General features: G+C 74.1%; 19 protein-coding genes. 13 read left to right on the top strand and 6 right to left on the bottom strand.

Annotated elements, in window-relative coordinates:
* Positions 1-11: 11 nt before the first annotated feature.
* The 3 genes from OHS33_RS26615 to OHS33_RS26625 are packed head-to-tail and all read right to left on the bottom strand — an operon-like array spanning position 12 to position 2,015.
* Positions 12-917, bottom strand: a complete 906-nt coding sequence (locus OHS33_RS26615) for an aminoglycoside phosphotransferase family protein (protein ID WP_330332927.1) — start codon at positions 915-917, stop codon at positions 12-14.
* A gap of 16 nt (positions 918-933) precedes the next feature.
* Positions 934-1,422 (bottom strand): ferritin-like domain-containing protein, encoded by a 489-nt coding sequence (locus tag OHS33_RS26620; protein ID WP_443065356.1) that lies wholly within the window; start codon positions 1,420-1,422, stop codon positions 934-936.
* Positions 1,419-2,015 (bottom strand): hypothetical protein, encoded by a 597-nt coding sequence (locus tag OHS33_RS26625; RefSeq protein ID WP_330332928.1) that lies wholly within the window; start codon positions 2,013-2,015, stop codon positions 1,419-1,421. The genes OHS33_RS26620 and OHS33_RS26625 overlap by 4 nt, the downstream gene beginning before the upstream one ends.
* Positions 2,016-2,172: 157 nt before the next feature.
* On the opposite strand from OHS33_RS26625, the gene rimP reads away from it, so the two are divergent.
* The 9 genes from rimP (at position 2,173) to OHS33_RS26670 (ending at position 14,643) form a co-directional block, all read left to right on the top strand.
* Complete coding sequence (gene rimP / locus OHS33_RS26630; protein ID WP_330332929.1) at positions 2,173-2,685, top strand: ribosome maturation factor RimP; 513 nt, start codon at positions 2,173-2,175, stop codon at positions 2,683-2,685.
* Between the two features lie 2 nt (positions 2,686-2,687).
* Positions 2,688-3,758: a transcription termination factor NusA gene (gene nusA / locus OHS33_RS26635; protein WP_330332930.1), complete on the top strand. Its 1,071-nt coding sequence runs from the start codon at positions 2,688-2,690 to the stop codon at positions 3,756-3,758.
* Positions 3,759-3,886: 128 nt separating this feature from the next.
* A complete protein-coding gene (locus tag OHS33_RS26640) occupies positions 3,887-4,159 on the top strand; it encodes a YlxR family protein (RefSeq protein ID WP_330332931.1) in 273 nt (90 codons plus the stop codon).
* A gap of 167 nt (positions 4,160-4,326) precedes the next feature.
* Positions 4,327-7,491 (top strand): translation initiation factor IF-2, encoded by a 3,165-nt coding sequence (infB, locus tag OHS33_RS26645; protein WP_330332932.1) that lies wholly within the window; start codon positions 4,327-4,329, stop codon positions 7,489-7,491.
* 164 nt (positions 7,492-7,655) lie between these two features.
* Positions 7,656-7,949 (top strand): DUF503 domain-containing protein, encoded by a 294-nt coding sequence (locus tag OHS33_RS26650; RefSeq protein WP_330332933.1) that lies wholly within the window; start codon positions 7,656-7,658, stop codon positions 7,947-7,949.
* 26 nt (positions 7,950-7,975) lie between these two features.
* On the top strand, positions 7,976-8,422 hold the full coding sequence (rbfA, locus tag OHS33_RS26655; protein ID WP_330332934.1) for a 30S ribosome-binding factor RbfA: 447 nt from the start codon (positions 7,976-7,978) through the stop codon (positions 8,420-8,422).
* Complete coding sequence (gene truB, locus OHS33_RS26660; RefSeq protein WP_330332935.1) at positions 8,419-9,327, top strand: tRNA pseudouridine(55) synthase TruB; 909 nt, start codon at positions 8,419-8,421, stop codon at positions 9,325-9,327. The genes rbfA and truB overlap by 4 nt, the downstream gene beginning before the upstream one ends.
* A 252-nt stretch (positions 9,328-9,579) precedes the next feature.
* Complete coding sequence (locus OHS33_RS26665; RefSeq protein ID WP_330332936.1) at positions 9,580-13,545, top strand: serine protease; 3,966 nt, start codon at positions 9,580-9,582, stop codon at positions 13,543-13,545.
* Between the two features lie 141 nt (positions 13,546-13,686).
* The gene (locus OHS33_RS26670) at positions 13,687-14,643 is read left to right on the top strand and encodes a bifunctional riboflavin kinase/FAD synthetase (RefSeq protein ID WP_330332937.1); all 957 of its coding nucleotides are present in this window, start codon (positions 13,687-13,689) and stop codon (positions 14,641-14,643) included.
* Positions 14,644-14,743: 100 nt separating this feature from the next.
* Here the strand turns inward: OHS33_RS26670 and OHS33_RS26675 are convergent, their stop codons facing one another.
* From OHS33_RS26675 to eccE, 3 genes are all read right to left on the bottom strand, one after another.
* The gene (locus tag OHS33_RS26675) at positions 14,744-17,983 is read right to left on the bottom strand and encodes an SCO5717 family growth-regulating ATPase (protein ID WP_330332938.1); all 3,240 of its coding nucleotides are present in this window, start codon (positions 17,981-17,983) and stop codon (positions 14,744-14,746) included.
* A gap of 271 nt (positions 17,984-18,254) precedes the next feature.
* Positions 18,255-18,953 (bottom strand): hypothetical protein, encoded by a 699-nt coding sequence (locus tag OHS33_RS26680; protein WP_330332939.1) that lies wholly within the window; start codon positions 18,951-18,953, stop codon positions 18,255-18,257.
* The gene (gene eccE, locus OHS33_RS26685; protein WP_443065357.1) at positions 18,950-20,281 is read right to left on the bottom strand and encodes a type VII secretion protein EccE; all 1,332 of its coding nucleotides are present in this window, start codon (positions 20,279-20,281) and stop codon (positions 18,950-18,952) included. The genes OHS33_RS26680 and eccE overlap by 4 nt, the downstream gene beginning before the upstream one ends.
* 254 nt (positions 20,282-20,535) lie before the next feature.
* Between eccE and eccB the strand changes: the two genes are divergently transcribed.
* The 4 genes from eccB to OHS33_RS26705 all read left to right on the top strand — a co-directional run bounded on the left by eccB (position 20,536) and on the right by OHS33_RS26705 (position 24,239).
* Positions 20,536-22,143 (top strand): type VII secretion protein EccB, encoded by a 1,608-nt coding sequence (eccB, locus tag OHS33_RS26690; RefSeq protein WP_330332941.1) that lies wholly within the window; start codon positions 20,536-20,538, stop codon positions 22,141-22,143.
* Positions 22,144-22,163: 20 nt separating this feature from the next.
* Positions 22,164-23,450 carry a type VII secretion-associated serine protease mycosin gene (gene mycP, locus OHS33_RS26695; RefSeq protein WP_330335216.1) on the top strand — a complete coding sequence of 429 codons (1,287 nt, stop codon included), beginning with the start codon at positions 22,164-22,166 and terminating at the stop codon, positions 23,448-23,450.
* A 123-nt stretch (positions 23,451-23,573) separates the two neighbouring features.
* Positions 23,574-23,900 carry a WXG100 family type VII secretion target gene (locus OHS33_RS26700; RefSeq protein ID WP_330332942.1) on the top strand — a complete coding sequence of 109 codons (327 nt, stop codon included), beginning with the start codon at positions 23,574-23,576 and terminating at the stop codon, positions 23,898-23,900.
* A 48-nt stretch (positions 23,901-23,948) separates the two neighbouring features.
* Positions 23,949-24,239, top strand: coding sequence for a WXG100 family type VII secretion target (locus OHS33_RS26705; RefSeq protein ID WP_330332943.1), 291 nt, complete (start codon positions 23,949-23,951; stop codon positions 24,237-24,239).
* The last annotated feature ends 31 nt before the right edge of the window (positions 24,240-24,270 follow it).

Here is a 24,270-nt window from a genome sequence, read left to right on the forward strand (position 1 = left end):
TACCGCCCGGCCTACAGCCAGCCCGCGAACTCCAGCAGCAGCTCGCCGTCCCGGCGGCGGCCCGCCGCCAGCGCCCGGACCCCGGACTCCACCGCCCGGAAGACCGTCCAGCCCCGCAGCCGGTCCCGGTCCACCTCCAGCGAGTCCGCCAGCCGGTTCACCCGCCGCCGCGCGCCCGCCGCCCCCGCCGAGGTGGCGACCTGGTCCTCCAGCCGGTCCCGGCACAGCCGGGCGAGGTCGTACTCCCGGTCGCCGACCAGCGGCTCCGGGCCGACCGTCAGCCACGGCGCCCGCTCGCCCGCCAGCACCTTGCCCTGGCGGAAGTTCCCGTGCAGCAGCACCCGTTCACCCGGCAGCGCGGTCAGTTCCTCGCGGATCGCGAGCGCCGTCGCGACCAGCGGCGCGGCCTGCGGGGGCGCCGCGGCGAACGCCGCGCACTGGTGCCCCGTACGCTCCGCCACCGTCTCGAAGGGGTGGTCCGCCGCGGGCGGCACCCACAGCCGCCGGATCGTTCCGGCCGCCTCCAGCAGCGCCTTCGCCTCCGGCAGCGAGCGAAGCGAGACCTCCGGCTGGAGCCGCTCCAGGAGCAGCGCGCCGTCGTCCTGCGCCCCGTCCGCCGCGTCCAGGACCCGTACGGCGCCGGAACCGGCCCAGTGGTCCAGGGCGGCCCGCTCCCGGTCGGGCCGGGCCTGCGGCGGCGCGAGCTTCAGCGCGGCCGGGGTTCCGTCGGCGTACCGGACCAGGACGACCAGACTGCTGCGCCCGCCCGGCGCCTGCACCCGCTGGGCCAGCACCCCACGCCGGGCCAGTGCCTTCCCGGTCAGCTCGGGCAACTGCCCGAGCCACTGGGTGGTCTGCGACGATTCCGGCGTCTCGCCGAGCGCCCGGACAAGCCGCTCCGGCGGTTCGAAAGCCATGCGTGGGTGATCCCTTTCAGCTGTTGCGGGCTCGTTCAGCGCGTTCCGTGAGCCCAGGGAAGGCTACGCCGCCGCCGCGCCAGCGTGCCGCGCGGACCGCCGCCGCGCTCAGCGCGTCGGCCGCCTCGCGGCGCAGCGGACCGTCCGCCGCGCGCACCAGGTCGGAGTACGCGCCCGCCACCCGCTCCTCGATCTCGGCGGCGAGCCGCTCCGCGTCGCCCGGGGTGCGCACCGGGAACGGCAGCGCGTACGCCGCCTCCGCCGACTGCGGGGATCCGCCCAGGTCACGCACGGTACGGGCGAGCGAGTCCCGGCGGGCGACATGGCCGCCGTAGGCGTCGCGCGCCTCGTTCGCGCGCTCGGCCGCGACCCGGGCGCCGATCACCCCGTAGCCGTAGGCGGCCGCGTGCTCGGCGGCCAGGACGGCCTGCGCGGCCGCCAGGGCGCGGCCTCCGGCCTTGGTGGGCTCCGGCGCGGTCAGCGCCCGTGTCACGGCCCTCGTCACGCCTTGCCTCCGGGGTTCGAGCTGAGCAGGTAGGTGTGCACGGCGCCGCAGGCGGCCACCGAGGCGAGCAGCCGGGCCAGCTCCCCGGAGGTCCCGGCCAGGGCGATCGTGCGGGCCTCGGCCAGGTCCCGCTCGGCGGTCGCGAGCGCGGTGAGCGCCTCGGCGGGCTGCGCCGGGACCGGGTCCGCGTTCTTCCCCGGGACCTTCCCGGGCGGGTTCCCGGCCGCCCCCGTCCGCCCGTCCGCCGCGGCTCCGGACGGGGATCCGGAGGGCGAGGGGGATGGCTTCGGCGGGCTGTCGTCGGGGGCCAGCGCCCCCATGTGCGCGGCCACGGCCGAGCGCAGCGGGGCGAGCCGCTCGGCCAGCGGCGGATGCGCGGCGATGGTGGCGTCGTAACGTTCCAGCAGCAGTTCGCTGTCCCGTACGGCACCCTCCCGGATCGGCCGTTCGGGTGGAGCCTCGGCGCTGTCGGCGCCCACGGCGCCGCCCGAGCACCCGGTGAGCAGCGCGGCACCGGCCGCACCCGCGGCTCCCGCCAGCAGGCTCCTTCGCGAAGGCATGGTCCAGGGCACGGCGACGTCCTCGGTGGTCACGGCGGTCAGGGACAGGGGACAGGCAATGATCACGGTACCCGGGGCCCTGTCCACAGGGCGGACGGCAACACCCCCCGCGACCGGATACCCTGTTGACCTGACACGCGACACACGCGACGGAAACCACAACAGCACACGCGGCCGAGGAGTCACCCGGATGAGCACCACCCAGAGCGACAGGCTGCGCGCATTGCTGGAGCCGCTCGTCGCCGCCCAGGACCTGGACCTCGAAGAGATCGAGATCTCCAAGGCGGGCAAGCGCCGCATGCTGCGCATCATCGTGGACTCCGACGAGGGCGTGGAGCTGGACACCTGTGCCGAGCTGAGCCGGGTGGTCTCCGAGACGCTGGACGCGAGCGATGTCATGGGCGAGGACGAATACGTCCTCGAAGTGAGTTCGCCGGGCGCCGACCGGCCGCTGAGCGAGCACCGCCACTACGTCCGGGCGATCGGCCGGCTCGTGAAGTTCCAGCTGACGGCCGAGGACGACAAGGGTGCCGGGGAACTGATCGCCCGCATCCTCGACGTCGACGACGAGGGCATGGACCTCGAAGTACCGGGTGTGAAGGGCCGCAAGGCGACCGCCCGCCGCATCGCGTTCGCCGACATCGCCAAGGCGCGTGTCGAAATCGAGTTCAACCGCAAGGACAAGAAGGAAGAGGAGGCGTAGCCGTGGACATCGACATGAGTGCCCTGCGGGGTCTGGTCCGGGAGAAGGAGATCTCCTTCGACCTGCTGGTCGAGGCGATCGAGTCCGCTCTCCTCATCGCGTACCACCGCACCGAGGGAAGCTTCCGGCGCGCACGCGTCGAGCTGGACCGCACCAACGGCCACGTGGTCGTGTGGGCGAAGGAGGACCCGCGGGATCTGGAGGAGGGCCAGGAGCCCAAGGAGTTCGACGACACCCCGTCGGACTTCGGCCGGATCGCCGCCACCACCGCCAAGCAGGTGATCCTGCAGCGTCTGCGCGACGCGCAGGACGACCAGACCTTCGGCGAGTTCCTCGGCCGTGAGGGCGATGTCATCACCGGCGTCGTCCAGCAGGGCAAGGACCCCAAGAACGTGCTGGTCGACATCGGCAAGATGGAGGCCATGCTGCCGGTGCAGGAGCAGGTGCCGGGCGAGGAGTACACCCACGGCCTGCGTCTTCGTACGTACGTCGTCCGGGTGGCCAAGGGTGTCCGCGGCCCGTCCGTGACCCTCTCGCGCACCCACCCCAACCTGGTGAAGAAGCTCTTCGCGCTGGAGGTCCCGGAGATCGCCGACGGCAGCGTCGAGATCTGCGCGATCGCCCGCGAGGCCGGTCACCGCACCAAGATCGCCGTCCGGTCCACCCGCTCGGGCCTGAACCCGAAGGGCGCCTGCATCGGCCCGATGGGCAGCCGCGTGCGCAACGTGATGGCCGAGCTGCACGGCGAGAAGATCGACATCGTCGACTGGTCGGACGACCCGGCGGAGATGGTCGCGAACGCGCTGTCACCCGCCCGGGTGAGCGAGGTCGAGGTCGTCGACTGGGACACCCGTTCCGCCCGGGTGACCGTGCCCGACTACCAGCTGTCGCTGGCCATCGGCAAGGAGGGCCAGAACGCCCGCCTCGCCGCGCGGCTCACCGGCTGGCGCATCGACATCCGCCCCGACACGGAGCAGCCGTCGGAGGAAGGTGCCGACCGCGGCGCCGACCGCGGCGAGCGCTCCGACCGGGGCGGCGACCGCGATCAGCGGTCGGAGCGTCCGGCCCGTTAAGGGTCCGGGCGGGGAATAAACCGCTACCGGCCGGAGGTTCCCGGCCGGTAGACAGGTGATAACACGACGACGTCCGTTCGATTTTTCGCCCGTAGGGGTGAGGTCGGTGCGGGGAGGTAGACTTAAGCGTGTCTGGCCGGACGCATGCCCGCGCATGCCCTGAACGCACCTGTGTGGGGTGCCGGGAGCGAGCGGCCAAGAACGACCTGCTGCGCATCGTGGTGGTCGGGGACGCATGCGTCCCCGATCCTCGCGGTACGCTGCCCGGCCGGGGTGCCTACGTGCACCCCGCCGTGGTCTGCCTCGACCAGGCGGTACGCCGACGCGCGTTCCCCAGGGCCTTCAAGTCCTCGGGACCGTTCGACACGGTGGAGCTGCGCAAGGCCGTAGAAGGGCCGTAGAGGCACAGCGCAAGAACAGAAGCAGTACGGCACGGATGCCCCGTGCGGTCAGGTACCTCGCGAGTTGGAAGTAGGTCGAGATTGCGATGAGCACTCGATGAGTACGCGATGAGTACGCCCATGAAGTAGCGACGGTCCGGCGTAACCCGGACCTAAAAGGAGCATTAGTGGCTAAGGTCCGGGTATACGAACTCGCCAAGGAGTTCGGAGTCGAGAGCAAGGTCGTCATGGCCAAGCTCCAAGAACTCGGTGAGTTTGTGCGTTCGGCGTCCTCGACGATCGAGGCGCCGGTCGTACGCAAGTTGACTGACGCACTGCAGGGCCCCGGCGGCAACGCCGGCAAGTCCGCTGCGAAGCCCGGCGCGCCCCGCAAGGCCGCGCCTGCCAAGCCCGGGGTTCCCACCCCGGGTGCCGCTGCACGTCCCGCGGCCCCCAAGCCCGGCGCCCCGGCCCCCAAGCCGGTCGTCGCCGAGGCCCCCGCCGCCGCGGCCCCCACCGCCCCCGCACCCGTGACTCCGGCCGCTTCCGGCCCGCGTCCGGGTCCGAAGGCACCGGCCGCCCCGAAGCCCGCCGTCCAGGCACCGGCTCCGGTCGCGACCGAGTTCACCGCGCCGCCGTCGGCCCCCGCTGCCCCGCAGCGCGCCGAGCGCACGGAGCGCACCGAGCGTCCCGCCGGTGCGACCCCCGGCCCGCGTCCCGCGCAGCAGCGTCCGGCCGCGGCCCCGGGTCAGTCCGGTGCCCGTCCCGGCGCCCCGCGTCCGGCGGGCCAGGAGCGTCCGGCTCAGGGACAGCGTCCCGCCGCCGGTGGCCAGGCCGCCCGTCCGGGTGGTGCCCGTCCCGCGGGTCCCCGCCCCGGCAACAACCCCTTCACCTCCGGTGGCTCCACCGGCATGGCGCGCCCGCAGGCTCCCCGCCCGCAGGGTGCTCCGCGTCCCGGTGCCCCCGGCGCCGGTGGCCAGGGTGCTCCGCGTCCGCAGGGTGGTCCCGGCGGCGCTCCGCGTCCCCAGGGCGGCGCCGGTGGCGCCCGTCCGACCCCGGGCGGCATGCCCCGCCCGCAGGGCGGCGCTCCGCGTCCGGGTGGTGCCCCCGCGGGTAACCGTCCGAACCCCGGCATGATGCCGCAGCGTCCCGCTGCCGGTCCCCGTCCCGGTGGCGGCCCCGGCGGCGCCGGTCGCGGTCCCGGTGCAGGCGGCCGCGGTCCCGGCACCGGTGGTGCCGGTCGTCCCGCCGGTGGCGGCGGCTTCGCCGGCCGTCCGGCCGGTCCCGGCTCGCGTCCCGGTGGCGGCGGCGGCTTCGGCGGCCCCCGTCCCGGTGGTGGCGGCGGCTTCGGCGGCGGTCCTGGTGCGGGTGGCGGTGGCCGTCCCGGCTTCGCCGGCCGTCCCGGCGGCCCCGGTGGCCGTGGTGGCACGCAGGGTGCCTTCGGCCGTCCCGGCGGGCCCGCCCGTCGTGGTCGCAAGTCGAAGCGCCAGAGGCGCCAGGAGTACGAGGCCATGCAGGCCCCGTCGGTCGGCGGCGTCATGCTGCCGCGTGGTCACGGCGAGACCGTTCGCCTGTCGCGCGGTGCGTCCCTCACCGACTTCGCGGAGAAGATCAACGCCAACCCGGCGTCGCTCGTCGCCGTGATGATGAACCTCGGCGAGATGGTCACTGCCACGCAGTCCGTCTCCGACGAGACGCTCGAAATGCTGGCCGGCGAGATGAACTACGTCGTTCAGATCGTCAGCCCGGAGGAAGAAGACCGCGAGCTGCTCGAGGGCTTCGACATCGAGTTCGGCGAGGACGAGGGCGGCGAGGAATACCTCATGCCGCGTCCGCCGGTCGTGACCGTCATGGGTCACGTCGACCACGGTAAGACCCGACTGCTCGACGCCATCCGCAAGACGAATGTCGTCGCGGGCGAGGCCGGTGGCATCACGCAGCACATCGGTGCGTACCAGGTCGGTACCGAGGTCAACGGTGAAGAGCGCAAGATCACCTTCATCGACACCCCCGGTCACGAGGCGTTCACCGCCATGCGTGCCCGTGGTGCCAAGTCGACCGACATCGCGATCCTCGTGGTCGCGGCCAACGACGGCGTCATGCCGCAGACGATCGAGGCGCTGAACCACGCCAAGGCCGCCGGCGTCCCGATCGTCGTCGCGGTCAACAAGATCGACGTCGAGGGTGCCGACCCGGTCAAGGTGCGCGGTCAGCTCACCGAGTTCGGTCTGGTCGCCGAGGAGTACGGCGGCGACACGATGTTCGTCGACATCTCCGCCAAGCAGGGTCTGCACATCGACTCCCTGCTGGAGGCCGTCGTCCTCACCGCCGACGCCTCGCTCGACCTGCGCGCCAACCCGGAGCAGGACGCTCAGGGTATTGCGATCGAGTCCCACCTCGACCGCGGCCGCGGTGCCGTTGCCACCGTCCTCGTCCAGCGCGGTACCCTCCGCGTCGGCGACACGATGGTCGTGGGCGATGCCTACGGCCGCGTGCGCGCCATGCTCGACGACAAGGGCAACAACGTCGAGGAAGCGGGTCCGTCGACCCCCGTCCTGGTCCTGGGTCTCACCAACGTCCCCGGCGCCGGCGACAACTTCCTCGTCGTGGACGAGGACCGTACGGCCCGTCAGATCGCCGAGAAGCGTGCTGCGCGTGAGCGCAACGCCAACTTCGCCAAGCGCGTCCGCCGGGTGTCCCTGGAAGACCTCGACTCGGTCCTCAAGGCCGGTCTGGTCCAGGAACTCAACCTCATCATCAAGGGCGACGCGTCCGGTGCGGTCGAGGCTCTCGAGTCCTCGCTGCTCCAGCTCGACGTCGGTGAAGAGGTCGACATCCGTGTCCTGCACCGTGGTGTGGGTGCGGTCACCGAGTCCGACATCTCGCTGGCGATGGGCTCCGACGCCATCGTCATCGGTTACAACGTCCGTGCGGCCGGCCGTGCCGCGCAGATGGCGGACCGCGAGGGTGTCGACGTCCGCTACTACTCGGTGATCTACCAGGCCATCGAGGAGATCGAGGCGGCCCTCAAGGGTCTGCTCAAGCCGGAGTACGAAGAGGTCGAGCTCGGTACGGCGGAGGTCCGCGAGGTCTTCCGCTCGTCCAAGCTGGGCAACATCGCGGGTGTTCTCATCCGTTCCGGCGAGGTCAAGCGCAACACCAAGGCGCGGCTCCTGCGCGATGGCAAGGTCATCGCCGAGAGCCTCACCATCTCCGGTCTGCGCCGCTTCAAGGACGACGTCACCGAGATCCGCGAAGGCTTCGAGGGCGGTATCAACCTCGGTTCCTACAACGACATCAAGATCGACGACGTCATCGCGACGTACGAGATGCGCGAGAAGCCGCGCGCGTAAGCGCGAGGCGGTTCGCACCGTGTCGTAGGTAGCTGTAACACCGGGGCCGGTCGGCGGAATATCCGTCGATCGGCCCCGGCCGTTGCGTGTACGGTTCTGGTGTCCCTGCCGGGCGATGGCACGGCAGGTCACCTAACCCGAACCGGCGGGACATCCGGAACCGCATGTACGTGGGGACTCTGTCCTTCGATCTGCTCCTCGGCGATGTTCATTCGCTGAAGGAGAAACGCTCCGTCGTCCGGCCCATCGTCGCCGAGCTCCAGCGCAAGTTCTCTGTGAGCGCGGCCGAGGTGGGCGATCAGGACCTGCACCGCAGGGCCGAGATAGGGGTCGCTCTGGTGACCGGGGACACGAGCTATTTGTCGGACGTACTGGACCGCTGTGAGCGGCTGGTCGCGGCACGTCCGGAAGTGGAGCTGCTGTCGGTACGACGGCGGATCCACGGTGATGACGACTGACTGCAAGAAAAGAAGGAGACGGACCAGTGGCCGACAACGCGCGCGCGAAGAAGCTGGCAGACCTCATCCGGGAGGTGGTCGCCCAGAAGCTCCAGCGTGGAGTCAAGGACCCGCGTCTCGGTACGCACGTGACGATCACCGACACCCGGGTCACCGGTGACCTGCGGGAGGCCACGGTCTTCTACACGGTGTACGGCGACGACGAGGACCGGGCCAGTGCGGCAGCCGGGCTGGAGAGCGCCAAGGGCGTCCTGCGCTCGGCGGTCGGCCAGGCGGCCGGCACCAAGTTCACCCCCACGCTGACCTTCGTGGCGGACGCCCTCCCGGAGAACGCCAAGACCATCGAGGACCTCCTCGACAAGGTCCGCGCCTCCGACGCCCAGGTGCGCGAGGCGTCCTCGGGCGCCACGTTCGCGGGCGAGGCCGACCCGTACAAGAAGCCGGGCGAGGACGAGGACGCAGCCGCGGAATGAGCACCGACCGCACCCCCCCGCCGGACGGCCTTGTCATTGTCGACAAGCCGTCCGGCTTCACTTCGCACGACGTGGTCGCCAAGATGCGCGGGATCGCCAGGACCCGCCGCGTCGGCCACGCAGGCACGCTCGACCCGATGGCCACGGGCGTCCTCGTCCTGGGCGTCGAGAAGGCCACCAAGCTCCTCGGCCACCTCGCACTGACCGAGAAGGAGTACCTCGGTACGATCCGCCTCGGCCAGAACACCCTGACGGACGACGCCGAGGGCGACCTCACCTCCTCCACCGACGCCTCCGGGGTCACCCGCGAGGCCGTGGACGAGGGCATCCGCAAGCTCTCCGGCGAGATCATGCAGGTCCCGTCCAAGGTCAGCGCCATCAAGATCAACGGCGTACGGTCCTACAAGCGCGCCCGTGACGGCGAGGACTTCGAGATCCCGGCGCGGCCGGTCACGATCTCCTCGTTCCAGGTCTACGACATGCGCGAGGCCGAGGCTGAGGACGGCACCAAGGTCGTCGACCTCGTCGTCTCCGTCGTCTGCTCCAGCGGTACGTACATCCGCGCCCTCGCGCGCGACCTCGGCGCCGACCTCGGCGTCGGCGGCCACCTCACCGCGCTGCGGCGCACCCGGGTGGGCCCGTACAAGATCGACAAGGCGCGCACCCTGGACCAGCACCAGGAGGAACTCACCGTCATGCCGATCGCCGAGGCGGCGGCAGCGGCTTTCCCGCGCTGGGACCTCGACGCCCGGCGCGCCTCGCTGCTCGGCAACGGGGTGCGGCTGGAGATGCCGGAGGAGTACCCGGTGGGCCGGACCGTGGCGGTCTTCGGGCCGCAGGGCACGCTGCTCGGACTGGTCGAGAACAAGGGCGGCAAGGCGAAGTCCCTGGCGGTCTTCGTCTGACGCGAAGCCGCACGGCGTTCGTCGGCGGTGCTTGACGTGGAGCGGTGAGCGCTCAGGAACTGCCGCTCACCGCTCCACGACCCCCCTCGGGTAGGTCTCTATCCACCCGGGCCCCCTTATTCACCCGTCCGAGCAGGCGCTCGGAGTGAACGGAGGGAGCGAAGGGGGGCGCTTTTGCATCGCGTCCTTTTCGTGCTGATCTTCGCCGACCTACCGTCGTGAGCACGGGCATGGCGGGGAGCGGGTGCGGCGATGGCGTTCACGGATGGTACGAGTGGTACGGGCGGTACGGGCGGTACGAGCGGTACGGGTGATCCGTACGACAGTGGTACGGGTGATCCGTACGACGGGGTGGAACTGGTCGGGATCTTCGACCCGGCCGGGCGCCCGCGGGGCAGCGGCTTCGTCGCCGACGACCGCGGGACGGTGCTCACCGCCCACGAGGTGGTGGACGGCCTCGACCGGGTCCTGCTGCGCGGGGCGGGGGAGCGCGGCCGACTGGCCGGAGCGGGTGAGGTGACCCTGCTGCCGGGGACCTCGCTGGCGCTCGTACGCACCGACGGGCTCGGGGTGCGGCCGCTGCCGGTGGCCGCGCGGGAGCGGGTCGAGCCGGGGGTGTACGTCCGGCTGGCGGCGCGGGGGTGGCGGCAGGCGCGGGTGCTCGGGGGCGCGGAGGTCACGTACGGGGCGGGGGACGGCGGGCCGTGGTCCGTCGCGGCGGCCATCGAACTGGCCATCGGCACCGACGGCCGGGACGCGCTCCGGCAGGGCGGGGAGGTCTGCGGGGGTCCCGTACTGGACGCGGAGACCGGAGCGGTGCTCGCTGTGGTGAGCACCGCTCTGCATGCGGATCAGCGCTCCGGTACCTTCGCGGTCCCGCTGCGCGCCGCGGCCACGGCCGACCCGCTGGGCCCCCTCGCCGAACTGCTGGAGCGCAACGCCCAGGCCGTCCCCGGCTACGGAACCGACCTCAACCTCGCCGGAGCCCTCCAGCTGACCGGCACGACGCTGGGCCCCACGGCCCCCGCCCCCGCCGTGGAACCGGTGGAACGGGCCGACGTCGTCCGGGAGTTCGACGCCTTCCTGCTGGCCGGGCGGCCCGTGCTGGGGCTGGTCGGCGAACCCGGCGCGGGCCGCACCACCGAACTCGCCGCCCTCGCCGCCCGCCGGGCCCGCGGCGCGCGACCGGCCCCGACGGTGTGGCTGCGCGGCGCGGACCTGCTCGCCTCCGACGGGTCCGTCGGCGACGCGGTGGGGCGGGCGCTGGCGGAAGCGGCCCGGATCGTGGCCGCGCCCCGGATCCCGGCGGCCGATCCGGAACTCGGGGAACGGGTGGCGGCGCTGGCCGTCCGCGCCCGGCGGCCGCTGCTGGTCCTGCTGGACGCCCCGGAGGAGATGCCGCCGCACCTGGTCCACCGGCTCGCGGACTGGACCGCCGGCACGGTGGCCTGGCTGCGCGGGAGCCGGGCGCGGCTGATCGTCGCGGGGCGGCCGGAGCACTGGGAGCGGGCCGGAGCGCTGTACCCGCCCGAGGTGCTGCACACCCCCGGGCGCCCGGCCCGCCGCCTCCCGCCCGCACTGCCGCTCGGCGACCTGACCGCGCCGGAAGCCGCCCTGGCCCGGGCCCGCTACGGCATCCCCGACGACGCCGTGCACCCCTCCGCCGCCCGCCACCCGCTGGCCCTGCGCCTCCTGGCGGACGTCCGCGCGGCGGGCGTCACCGCCGGGTGCCCGTCCCGCGACGAGATCTTCGCGGCCCACCTGGACCTGATGTGCCTGCGCGTGGCGGTCCGCGTCTCGGCCTCCCCGGCCCCCGACCCCGACCCGGACCCGGACCGCGGCGCGGGCGACGCCGCCCCGGAGCCCGTGTGCGGCCCGGCCGGGCCGGGGGCCGCGGTGCACGGGCCGGGGGTGCACGGGCCGGGGGTCCGGCGGCTGGCGGCCCGGGTCGCGGGCCGGGTGCACGAGGCGGCGCGCCGGTGCCTGGGGCCCGGGCAGGGCCAGCTGGACCGGGCCTCCTTCGAGGAGCTGTTCCCCTGGCGCACCGGCTGGGCCTCCGCCGTGCTCGCCGAAGGGCTGCTCGTGCCCGCCGGACCCGGCGGCTACCGCCCCGCCCACGAAGAGCTGTCCGACTGGCTCCAGGCCGCCCACCTCGACGTACCGACCGCCCTTGACACCCTGGTCCACCACCCGGCCGCCGCCTGCGCCCTCCCCGTCCCCCGGCACCGCATCGGACCGGTGCTGGAAGCGCTCCTCCTGCTGCCCGACCCCGCCCTGACCGGGGTGCTCACCCGCCTGGTCGAGGTGCTGAACCTCCTGGCGGAGGGCGGGGACGGCGACGGCGAAGCGGACCGGGCCTGGTGGGCGGGCCGACTGCTGCGCGGCGCCCTGCTGCGCCGCCGCGACGCCCTGCCCCAGCTCCCCGTCCTGCACGCGCTCGCGGAACACGTCTCCCGGGCCGGGCCCGGAGAATTCGGCGGCTGGTTCTGGAACCGCCTGCGGCTCCCCGAACCCGACCGCCTGGACCTCCTACGCCGCCTCCTCCCCTCCGACCCCCCGCCGGGCTTCCCGGCCAGTCCGCTGTCGGGTTCCCCGTGCGGATGCGACTCCCCGCCGGACTTCCCGGCGGGCCCGGTGCCGGGTTGCCGCTGCGGCTCTCAGCCGGGCCATTCGGCCAGCCCGCCGGCCAGCCCGCCGTCCGGCCCGCTGCCGGACTCCCCGCTCGGGTCCCCGGTCGGCCCGGCGTCCGGCCCGCTGCCGGGCTTTCCGGCCGGTCCGCCGTCGGGTTGCGGGTGCGGCTCCGGGCCGGGCTCCTTGGCGGGCCCGGTGCCGGGTTGTCGTTGCGGCTCTCAGCCGAGCCATGCAGCTGGCCCGACGCCCAGCCCGCCGCCGGGCTCCCCGGCCGGCCCGGGGCCCGGCCCGGCGTCGGACCCGGAGGGTCGCGGCTTCCCGCCCGGCCCGGCGTCGGACCCGGAGGGTCGCGGGTTCCCGCTCGGCCCGCCGCAGGACCCGGCGGCCCCCGGTGGGGACCGGTTTCTCGATGCCGCCGCGCGGCGTCTCGCTCGGGATCCGCGGCGCGTGCAGCCGCTGCTCTGCGCCTGGTTCGGTGACGAGCGCCGGCTGCGCGGGCGCCCCGGGGCCACCGTTGCCACCGCCGCTCAGGCCCTGCTGCACACGCACCGGGGCCGTGCCGTGGACGACCTGACCGAGGCGCTCGTCACCGCCGCGCACCCCCGCGCCGACGAGTTGCTCGCCGTACTCGCCGAGGAGGAACCCTCCGCCGTCAGCCGCGCCGTGGACCGGTGGGCCCACGACGAGCGCCCGGAGCGCCGGGTCGCGGCCGCCGCCTACGGGCTCGCCGCCGCCCCGCACGTCCGTACCCCCGCCGACCGGGAGCTGCTCCGCTTCGCCGCCCAGGCGCTCCTCGCGCGCCCCGCCGACGCCTCCCTGCACGGGAGCGCCCTCGCGATCCTGCTGCGCGACCCGCAGGAACGCGCCCGCCATCTGCCGGACGCGCTCGTCTGCTTCCGCGAGCGCGCCGCCCGGCTGCCCGCCGCCGAACTGGTCGCCGCGCTGCCCCTGCTCCCCGAGCAGGACGCCGTCTTCGACGCGCTCGGCGAGCGCGCCGACGGCGAGGTGCTGCGGGCGCTGGCCGTGCTGACCACGCCCGCGCTGGCCCGCCGGGCCGCCGAACTGGTACGGGCCCACCTCGCCCGGCACCCCGAAGACGCCCCGCACGCGGCCGTCTTCGTGCACCGCCGCCTGGAGCAGGGCCCGGCGGCCCGGCCGGTGCTGCGCCCGCTGGTGCTGCACCTGCTGCGCGGGCCCACCGCCGTACGGGCCGCGCTCGCCGAGGTGCTGGCGGCGCCGGGCCGGGACGGCGCGGACGCGCTGCGGGACGAGCTGGCCGACGTACTCCTCGACACCGAGACGGACGTGTCCGTACTGGACGTGCTGCTCGGCGCCGTGGCGCTCGGGGCGGCCGGGCGGCCCGCCGAGCGGAGCCGGGAGCTGCTGCGGCGCACCGGGCGCGGGCTGCTGCGCGCGCCGGGCGGCGCGGATGTCCTCGACCGGCGCGCGGTCGAGCTGGCACGCGCCGTTCCCGCCTTCGGGGCGCTGGTGGCCCACTGGCTCGCGGAGCGGCCCGCGGAGGCGGCCGCGCTGCTCGGGCCGAGCGCCCGCCGGATGATCGAGACGCAGCGCCCGGGCGCGAGGTGACCGTGAGCGCGGGCGCGAGGTGATCTTGACGTGCCCCTGACCTGAGGCAGATGCCGATGCGGACCCCGGAGCACCGGCATGGCAGTCTTAGACCTGCAATCTCTACAGGTACAACACGGGTTCGGGCGAGGAGCGGTCACAGTGCAGCGCTGGCGTGGCTTGGAGGACATCCCCCAGGACTGGGGACGCAGCGTCGTCACCATCGGCTCGTACGACGGTGTGCACCGGGGACACCAGCTGATCATCGGACGGACGGTGGAGCGGGCCCGCGAGCTGGGCGTTCCCTCCGTCGTCGTCACCTTCGACCCGCACCCCAGCGAGGTCGTGCGCCCCGGCAGCCACCCGCCGCTGCTGGCCCCGCACCACCGGCGCGGCGAACTGATGGCCGCGCTCGGCGTCGACGCGCTGCTGGTCCTGCCGTTCACGGCGGAGTTCTCGCAGCTGTCCCCGGCCGACTTCATCGTGAAGGTCCTGGTCGACAAGCTCCACGCGCGCGCCGTCATCGAAGGCCCGAACTTCCGCTTCGGCCACCGGGCCGCCGGGAACGTCGCCTTCCTCACGGAGCTGGGCGCCACCTACGACTACGAGGTCGAGGTCATCGACCTCGTCGTGCGCGGCAACGCGGGCGGCGGCGACGCCTTCTCCTCCACGCTCGTGCGCCGGCTGGTCGCCGAGGGCGACATGGAGGGCGCGGCCGAGATCCTCGGACGGCCGCACCGGGTCGAGGGCGTCGTGGTGCGCGGTGCGCAGCGCGGCCGCGAGCTGGGCTACCCGACGGCGAACGTCGAGACCCTCCCGCACACGGCGATCCCGGCGGACGGCGTGTACGCGGGCTGGCTGACCGCCGACGGCGAGCGGATGCCCGCGGCGATCTCGGTGGGCACGAACCTGCAGTTCGACGCGACCGAGCGGACGGTCGAGGCGTATGCGATCGACCGGGTGGGGCTCGACCTGTACGGGCTGCACGTGACCGTCGACTTCCTCGCCTACGTGCGGGGGATGGCGAAGTTCGAGTCGCTGGACGGGCTGCTGGAAGCGATCGCGGACGACGTGAAGCGGGCGCGGGTGCTGACGGACGTCTACGACGCCGGCCACTGAGCGCGGGGCTGATTTCCTTGTGAACGGGTGAGGGCCCGTACCGTCCTGGACCGCAGGGACGGTACGGGCCCTCACCCGTTCGCGCGTGGCCGCCGGACCCCTACTGGCGGGGGTCCTGCGGCGGGGCGGCCGGAGGCTGCTGGGGCCAGCCCTGGCCGGGCTGGGGCTGCTGCGGCGGGTACGGGTGGCCGTACGGCTGCGGCGCCTGCGGCTGTTGCGGTTGCTGGGGCTGCTGGGGTGCGTACGGCTGCTGTTGCGGCTGCTGTTGCGGCTGGCCGTACGGCGAGTGCGGCGGGTACGGGTACGGCTGCTGCGGTGCCTGGGGCGCCTGCGGCGCGGGTGCCGCCTGGGGTGCCGGGGCGCCGGCCTGGGGCGCGTTCTGCCAGTGCGGCGGCGACTGCGACTGCTGCGCGCGGACGAAGTCCTCGGCGACGAGGGCGGAGAGGTTGAAGTACGCCTCGCGCGTCTTCGGCCGCATCATGTCGAGGTCCACCTCGGCGCCGGCCGACAGGTGCTCGTCGAACGGCACCACGACCACCCCGCGGCAGCGGGTCTCGAAGTGCTGGACGATGTCCTCGACCTTGATCATCTTGCCGGTCTCGCGAACCCCCGAGATGACGGTGATCGAGCGCGAGACGAGGTCGGCGTACCCGTGGGCGGAGAGCCAGTCGAGGGTGGTGCTGGCGCTGCTCGCGCCGTCCACGGACGGCGTCGAGATGATGATCAGCTGATCGGCCAGGTCCAGGACCCCGCGCATCGCGGAGTACAGGAGCCCGGTGCCCGAGTCCGTGAGGATGATCGGGTACTGGCGGCCCAGCGTCTCGATCGCGCGCCGGTAGTCCTCGTCGTTGAAGGTCGTGGACACGGCCGGGTCCACGTCGTTGGCGATGATCTCCAGGCCGGAGGGGGCCTGGGAGGTGTACCGCCGGATGTCCATGTACGAGTTGAGGTACGGGATCGCCTGGACGAGGTCGCGGATCGTCGCCCCGGTCTCGCGGCGCACACGGCGCCCGAGGGTGCCGGCGTCCGGGTTCGCGTCGATCGCAAGGATCTTGTCCTGGCGCTCGGTGGCGAGGGTCGCGCCGAGGGCGGTGGTGGTCGTGGTCTTGCCGACGCCGCCCTTGAGGCTGATGACGGCGATGCGGTAGCAGGACATCACCGGGGTACGGATCAGCTCCAGCTTGCGCTGACGCTCCGCCTCGGCCGCCTTGCCGCCGAACCGGAAGAGGGACGAGGCGCCGCCGGAGCCGCCCGCGCGGTTGCTCTTCGGCTTCTGCTTGTTGCGCAGGAGGCGGTCCGAGGACAGCTCCACGGCGGCGGTGTAGCCGAGCGGGGCGCCGCCGCCGGTGCCCTGGGGGGCCGAGGGGTAGCGGGGGTCCTGCGGGCCGGCCGCGCCGGGTCCGCCGGGGCCGCCGGCCGCGCCGGGCTGCGGCCACTGGCCGAGCCGGGGGTCGCCCTGGGGTGCCGCCTGCGGCGGTGCCTGCGGGGTCTGCTGCGGCTGGCCCCAGGGGGCGCCGGGCTGGGGCGGGGTGGGCGGAGTGGGCGCGGCCGGGTAGCCGTAGCCGGGCGGGGCGGTGGGCGCGGGTGCCGGTGCCGGTGCGGGGGCCGGGGGATACCCGTACCCCTCCTGCGGAGCCTGAGCCTGAGCCGGTTCGCTGCCCCCGAACGAGGGGAACGCGGGCGGCAGCGGCGGCAGTTCGGCGGGCGCCGCGGGAACGGACGCGGACCAGGCCGCCCCCGGAACGGCATCCTGCGGCTCGGCGCCCCGGTACGGATCCAGCGTGGCCACCCCCTCCGCGGGAGTCGACCCAGGCCCCTCACCGGCCGGGCTGCCCCCGCCGACACCGCCCTCGGGGTACGGCGTACGGGCACCCCCGCCCGGTGCGGAGCCGCCCGCGTCGGGCGCGGCGGGGTACGGCGTACCGGCCCCCTCGCCCGGTGCGGACCCGGCGGCGGCAGCGGGGTACGGCGTACCCGCGCCCTCCGCCCGGATATGGCCACCCGTGCCAGATGCTGCGTCAGGCGCGGCGGGCAACGCCGTACCCGCGCCGGGGTACGGCGTACCCGCGCTCCCCGCCGGGGCGGAGTTGTCCGCGCCGGGGTACGGCGTACCGCCACCCTCGCTCCGGGCGGAGCCCGCGGAACCGGCGTCCGGCATACCCGTGCCCCCGCTGGGGGCCGCGTCGGACGCGCCCGGGTACGGCGTACCCGTGCCCTCGCCCGGGCCGGAACCGGCGGCAGCGGGGTACGGCGTGTCCGCGCCCTCCGCCGGGGCGGAGTCGCCCGCGCCGGGCGCCGCGTCGGGCGCGGCGGGGAAGGGCGTACGTGCGTCCCCGCTCGGGGCGGTTTCCGGCGCGCCGGGGTACGGCGTACCGGCACCCCCTGCCGGGGCGGAGTTGTCCGTGCCCGGGTACGGCGTACCGGCACCCTCGCCCGGTGCGGCTCCGGTGGCGGCAGCGGGGTACGGCGTACCCGTACCCCCCGCCGGGGCGGAGTTGTCCGTGCCCGGGTACGGCGTACCGGCACCCCCGCCCGGTGCGGACCCGGCGGCGGCAGCGGGGAACGGTGTGCCCGCACCCTCCGCCGGGGCGGAGTCGCCCGTGCCAGGCGCCGCGTCGGGCGCGGTGGGCAACGCTGTACCCGTGCCCGGGTAGGGCGTACGGGCGTCGCCGCTCGGGGCGGCTTCGGGCGTGCCCGGGACGGGCGTACCCGCACCCCCGCCCGGTGCGGTTCCGGCGGAGCCGGGGTACGGCGTACCCGCGCCCCCTGCCGGGGCGGACCCGGCGGCGTACGGCACACCTGCACCCCCTGCCGGGGCGGACCCGGCGGCGTACGGCGCACCCGCACCCCCCGCCGAGGCGGCACCGGCACCGGCGTACGGCGAACCGGAGCCCCCCGCCGAGGCACCCGCACCCGAGCCCCCCGCAGGGGAACCCGCACCCCCCGCCGGGGCGGCACCGGCACCGGCGTACGGCGCACCGGAGCCCCCCGCAGGGGAACCCGCACTCGGGCCGGAGCCGTGGCTCGGGGCCGGGATGTGGGCCGCCGGGAAGGGCGAGGCTCCGTCCGTTTCGGCGGGGCGGGGCGCGGCGGGCTGCGCCGGGACCGGGGCGATCCGCATCGTCGACGGGGAGGTGATGTCACCCGGCCGGTGCGGTTCGAAGCCGCTGCCCGCCGGGAGGTCCGGCGGGGTCGGGCCCGCCGGGGCGTCCTGTGTGTACCAGGCCGGCGGGGTGTAGTCGATGGTGAACTCGCCCGTCAGCTCGGGCTCCGCGTCGGACTGATCGTCCGTCGGGACGTCCCACGTCCCGCCGCGGCTCTCGTTCCGATCGCCGTTCACTGGTCCTCCTGGTCTGGTCGAGCACTGGTCCGGCGCCCCCATCGGCACCGCGCCCACGGTCAGCCTAATCGCGCCCGGCGACACCCCCCGGACCCGACCCGCCCCCGACCCGTCCCCGAACCGCCACCGGCACGGCAGCCGTACGGCCGGATCGCCCCAACACCCCACAAGACGCCTGCCCGCACGGCACCCCCCGCAAGCGCGTAGCGTCCACCCGCCCGGGGGAACCCCGGCCCACGGTCCCCACCACCCCCACGGGAACCCCCGACCGTCAGTCGATCCGCCGGGCCGCTCCCAGCAGGCCCGTCTCCGCGTCCGTTCCCTGCGTCATCACGAACTGCCGGTCCCGCGGCGTGCACCACAGGGTCACGCCGTCACCCAGCGTCGGGAGCGAATCCACCGCCCCCCGCGGCAGGTTCATCAGCCGTCCGATCTGTTCCGCCTCGTCGGGGGACACCCGCTGCACCCCCACCAGCGAGGACTGCTGCAGCAGCCGCGGCGCCGTCGGGCTCAGGTACGGCAGCAGGGTCAGCACGGACTGCCACGGCCCGGCGACCACCCGGCCGCGCGGCGGGCGCATCCCGCAGTCGCGGATCACCAGCACCGGGCTGCCGGCCGACGCGCCCTGCGGGGGCACCCGGCCCACCTCGTGCAGGGTCACGCACTGCTGTCCGCCGCCCGCGGCCTGCGCCAGCCCCGACCAGACCTGCGCGCGGCCGGTCTCCACCGCGACCCGGGCCCCGGTGGCCGCCGCGCGCAGCGCGAGCACCTGGGCCGTCCACAGGCCGCCGATGAGCGTGACCTCGTACGGCGTGGGGCGGTTGACGCCGAGCACCGCGGGCCGGTTCTCGGCGTCGACGCCGATGACCACTCCGTCGTCCCCGATCGGCAGGGCCAGCCCGTCCAGGTCCGCGGCGGGCATCGCGTGCCGCTCCCGGCGCGGGCCGACCAACCCATATCCCACCCTCATCGTGCGCCTCCCAGCGGCAGCGAAGCCAGTACGCCCGGCAGCTGTTCGCGGTCCAGCCGGACCAGGCCGGTCTTCACCCCGCGTGCCGTCGTCTCCAACGCCCGGCGCGCGGCGACCAGTTCCTCGTCGCTGCGTCCGGTGATGCGGACGTGTCCGGTCAGGGTGACGCCGTGCCGCTCGGCCGGGGCCAGCGTCAGGCTGAAGTTGGTGGCCAGCGCGGGCAGCGAGGTCAGCAGCGCCACGAACTGCGGCAGCGGCGCCGCGCCGCCGCCCAGCTGCGGCCAGCGCGAGATCCAGTACGTCGTGTGCCGCCGGTCGTCGCAGCGCCAGCTCCGCGGGGTTTCCTCCGTGCGCCGCCCGGGCGTGCCCGCACGTCCGGCGGCGCGGCCCGCCTGGGTGATCGCCATCGGGTTCGCGCACGAGGAGGTCGCCAGCGCGGCCGTCAGTTCCTGCTCGGTCAGGACCGTGGCCCGGAAACCGGCCCCGGCGAGGCGGCTCGCCAGTTGGTCCGCGGCCCGCACCACACAGCGCTGCGCGCCCGCCAGACCGCCACCGCGCGCGGCGACCGCCTCCGGGCACAGTTCGGGGTCGAGCTTGAGGGCGATCCAGGTGAGGCGCACGGCCGGGGTGCCGGTGAGGGCCTGCAGGGGCGCGTAGTTGCGGGTGGCCATCGACTGGGCGGGCAGGTGCGGCGCGGGCGCGGGCTGGGTGTGCTGCACCAGCTGCGCCGACTCCAGCCGGATGCCGTCCACTTCGAGGATGTCCCGGACGATGCCGAGCGGCAGCGGCCGCGCGGAGCGGTCCGGGCGCAGCGCGGTCGCGTCCATGTCCACCTGGACGACCGCCGTCAGGAAGGTCCCGTCGCCGATCATGCCGACCGGGCGGCGGTCGCGGTCGCTGAACGTGCGCGTCCGCAGGGCCGGATCGGCCTCGACGAGCGGGGCCAGGCCCGGCTCGGTGCCCGTGGGCACGGGGGAGGAGGCGGCCCGGCGGCGGCGCGCGCGCAGCGCGAGCGCGGTGCCGATCCACTCGGGCAGCGAGCGCTGGTGCCTGCGGACGACCGCCAGCAGGAGGAGTACGGCCGCCAGTACGCCGGCGGGCACCAGCATCAGCGGGTCCACCACCCAGCCGACGAGCAGGACGGCGGCCGCGACCTGGACCAGCACCAGCTGTTGCAATCGGAACGGGCCGAACCGCCCCGGACTCGACCGCGGGTGTGGTGTCACACCTGACGCGCTACCGGAACTCCCCGTGTTCTCCTGGGCGGGCGCTGCGCCATGGGCCGGTGCGGCCCCGGCAGCGCGCCGCTCCCTCGCGGTCGTCCTCACTCGCGGACCTCCCCTTCCCGGGGCCAGACCCCGTGAGTTCCGACGGCGCGGCACTTGCCCGCGCAGCCCCGGAATCTCCCCTAACCACCCCAACAAGCCCTGAATACCCCGGTACGGAAGGCACGGAGCGGCGTCCTCACCCTACCCGCCCCCTGCGCACCCGCCGCCAACAGGCATAGTAGGTGCCCGGTCCGACAATCGAGGCCCGGGGACCGGACGCACCGACCGGGCCGTGCGGGGAGAAGCAGGCGGTCATGGCATCACGACGCGATGAGCTGAACGCGTACACCTTTGCGAAGCGGCGCACCGTGGCCGCGTTCCTCCAGCCGTCCGCCACCGGCACCGAGGAGGGCGCGCCGCGCCCCCTGCGCGCTGCCCTGCCGGGGCTGGTGGCCGGAGCGCTGATCCTGGCCGCCTTCGGCGCCTGGGGGATGTTCAAGTCCCAGGCCCCCAAGGGCTGGGACGCGCCCGGCGCGAAGGTCATCGTCGGCAAGACCTCGACGACCCGCTATGTGGTGCTCACCACGAAGGACGGCGGCAAGACCCAGACCCGGCTGCACCCCGTCCTCAACCTGGCGTCCGCGCGACTGCTCCTGGACCCGGACAAGTTCCAGGTCATCCAGGTCGACGACAAGCTCCTCGACGGCGGCAAGCCCCCGCGCGGCCCGATCATCGGCATCCCCTACGCCCCCGACCGGCTGCCCGCCGCCGCCGACGCGGGCAAGGCCAAGCGCTGGGCCGTCTGCCAGCAGCCCGGCGGCAACGGGCACGGCGTGCAGACCGCCACCTTCGTCCTCGCCGACCGCGAGGCCGCCCGGCTGGACGACGACCGCCGGGTCGCCGACGGCCAGGTGCTGTACGTCCAGAGCTCCGGCCCGAACAAGGAACGCTTCCTGGTCGACGCCACGGGCACGAAGTACAAGTTCCCCGAGGGCGCGGCGGGCAGCCAGGACGCCTCCGACGCCCAGAAGCTCACCAACGCCCTGGTCGGCAGCGGCGCCCCGCAGCAGGTCACCGACCAGTGGCTGGCCACCCTGAAGCCGGGCGAGGACCTCGGCTTCCCGCAGCTGCCCGGCACGGTCGGCGCGGACGCGGGCGTCTCGGGGCTGAGCACCGCAGACAACCGGGTCGGCATGGTGCTGCGCGCGGTCACCGGCTCCGGACCGCAGCACTACGTGGTCCTGCCCGGCGGGAAGGTCTCCCCGGTCACCGAGTTCGTCGCCTGGCTGCTCATCAACGCGCCCGCGACCGACAAGCTCAACATGACCGGCAAGCCGCGCGAGGTCGACCTGCAGTCCCTCAGCCCGGACTCCGTCCCCTTCAAGGGCGACGCCCGCTGGCCCGCGAGGAAGTCCGCCCAGATCAACCGGACCCCCGCCCCCGGCACCCCGGCCCCCGCCGCGGGCTCCGGCCAGAGCCCCGACCGGGACACCGTCTGCAACGTCCTGCGCTCGGTCGACGGCCAGGGCAACCAGACGATGAGCACCTGGGCGGGCACCGGCTACCCCATCGACATCACCGCGAGCGGCACCAGCGCGTACGTCACCCCCGGCTCGGGCCTCCTCTACACCCAGACCCAGGGCAACCAGGGCACCGCGGGCGGCACCCTCTTCCTGGTGACCGACACCGGCCTGCGGTACGCCGTCCAGGCCAACGGGGACAGCGACGCCGAGCACTCGAAGATCGGCGCGGCCGATCCGAAGGCGAAGGGCTCCGACGGCCGGCCCGAGGCCAGCCAGGCACAGATCCGCCTCGGCTACGGGAACGTCGTACCGAGCCTGGTGCCGATCGCGTGGTCGGAGTTCCTGTCGAAGGGACCCCGCCTGGACACCAACGCCGCCCGCCAGCCCCAGGGTTCGTGAGGATGCCGATGCCGATGCCGATGCCGACCCGGACGCCGACCCACCGCCGCGCCGCGCTGTGCGCCACGGCCCTCGCCCTGACGGCCGCGGCCACCCTGACCGCCACCGCGACCGCCACCGCGGCAGCGGCGGCACCGGTGACCCCCGTTCCCGCCCCCGTCCCCGCCGTCCGGCTCGCGGGCGCGGGCGAATGCACCTTCCCCATGAAGAAGCAGATCGCCGACCGCCCCTGGGCGCTCCAGCGCCTGCTGCTGGACGCCCTGTGGGTGAAGACGAAGGGGAAGGGCGTCCGGGTCGCCGTCATCGACACCGGCGTCGACCGGGTCAACCCGCAGCTCGCCTCGGCCGTCGACATCGGCGCGGGGAAGGACTACATCGACCCCAAGGGCGGCGACGGCACGAACGACACCGTCGGCCACGGCACCAAGGTGGCCGGCCTGATCGCGGCCCGCCCCCAGGAGGGCACCGGATTCGTCGGCCTGGCCCCCGAGGCCACGATCATCCCGATCCGGCAGAACGACGACAAGGAAACCGGCAAGGCCGACACCCTGGCCGCCGCGATCCGGCACGCGATCACGCAGAAGGCCCAGGTCATCAACATCTCGCAGGACACCACCCTGCCGATGGGCGAGGACTCCGACCTCGCCAAGGCCGTCAGGGAGGCCGTGGCCGCCGACATCGTCGTGGTCGCCTCCGCGGGCAACGACGGCATGGACGGGCAGAAGCGCAAGACCTACCCGGCGGCCTTCCCCGGCGTCCTCGCCGTCGCCTCCGTGGACCGCAACAACGAGCGGGCCGCCTTCTCCCAGCCCGGCCCCTTCGTCGGCGTCGCGGCGCCCGGCGTGGACATGGTCTCCACCGTCCCCGGCTTCGGCCAGTGCGTGGACAACGGCACCAGCTTCTCCGCGCCGTACGTCGCCGGTCTCGCGGCCCTGCTGCGCGCCCAGAACCCCAAGTGGACCGCCCCGCAGGTCATCTGGCAGATCGAGCAGTCCGCCGAGCGCGCCGTCAACGGCCGTGACGACTACGTCGGCTGGGGAGTGGTCGACCCGGTCCGCGCGGTCGCCACGGACAGCGCCTCCCCGCCGTCCGGTCCGCCGGCCGCCGACCCGGGCCCGCCGCCCGCGGCCGCGCCCGAAGCCGCTCCGCTGGTCCTGAAAGAGACCGCGCAGGAGCGCCAGGCGCGCTTCGGGACGTACGCTCTGGGCATCGGGTCCGTCCTCATCGCCGTCATCGCGGGAACGGCGGCGGTGGCCCGGGAGACACGTCGCAGAAGGCGCCAAGCCGGACCAAGCACCCGCGCGTAGGCCCCAATACAGGTTTGCACTCCGGGAACCAAGCTCCTGGCCGGGCATACTTGTTGGGCCTGTCGTATGAAGTGGCTACAGTGTCAGTGGACTTCACAAGTGTGATGACGGGAGAGAACCGACATGGCGATGAACCTTCAAGTTGATGACGAAAAGAAGGTCAAGCTCGCAGATGAGATCAACAGCTACCACTCTGATCTCTCGGGCCGCATCAACCGGCTGAACGATGTCGTCGACCGCATCCAGGCCGGCTGGCAGGGTGCCGCCAGCAAGGAGTACGACGTACTCCAGCGCGGTGTCAACGACAACATGAACAAGATCAAGCAGCGCCTGATCGAGCTGGAAGACGCCATGCGCATGAGCGTCAAGGGCTTCAACGCCCAGGAGCAGGAGCGCATCGCCGAGATCCGCAAGGTCCACGGCAACACCAGCTCCATCCTCGGCGTCTGACGCACGCCCGCACGGCAGCAACGAACCACAACGGGAGGGAAGACAGCGATGTCACTCGCAGTCAATTACGACACCGTCGCGACCGCCGCGTCCGACGTGCGCATGACCGGCTCGCAGCTCAGCCAGGGCCTCGAAACCCTGATGACCAAGGTGAAGACCGTCGCCGAGACCTGGGAGGGTGAGGCCAAGAGCGCCTACATCGAAATCCAGCGCGACGTCACCACCAACATGGACCAGATGAACGCGAAGCTGGGCAACATCGCGAACCTGCTCGACAATTCGCTCGTCGGCTACCAGGACACCGACAAGGGCAACGCGACGCGCTTCCGGATGGTCTGACCGGCACCACGCCGGTCCCACCCCGGACGGC

This window comes from Streptomyces sp. NBC_00536, from assembly GCF_036346295.1.
Taxonomy (GTDB): Bacteria; Actinomycetota; Actinomycetes; order Streptomycetales; family Streptomycetaceae; genus Streptomyces.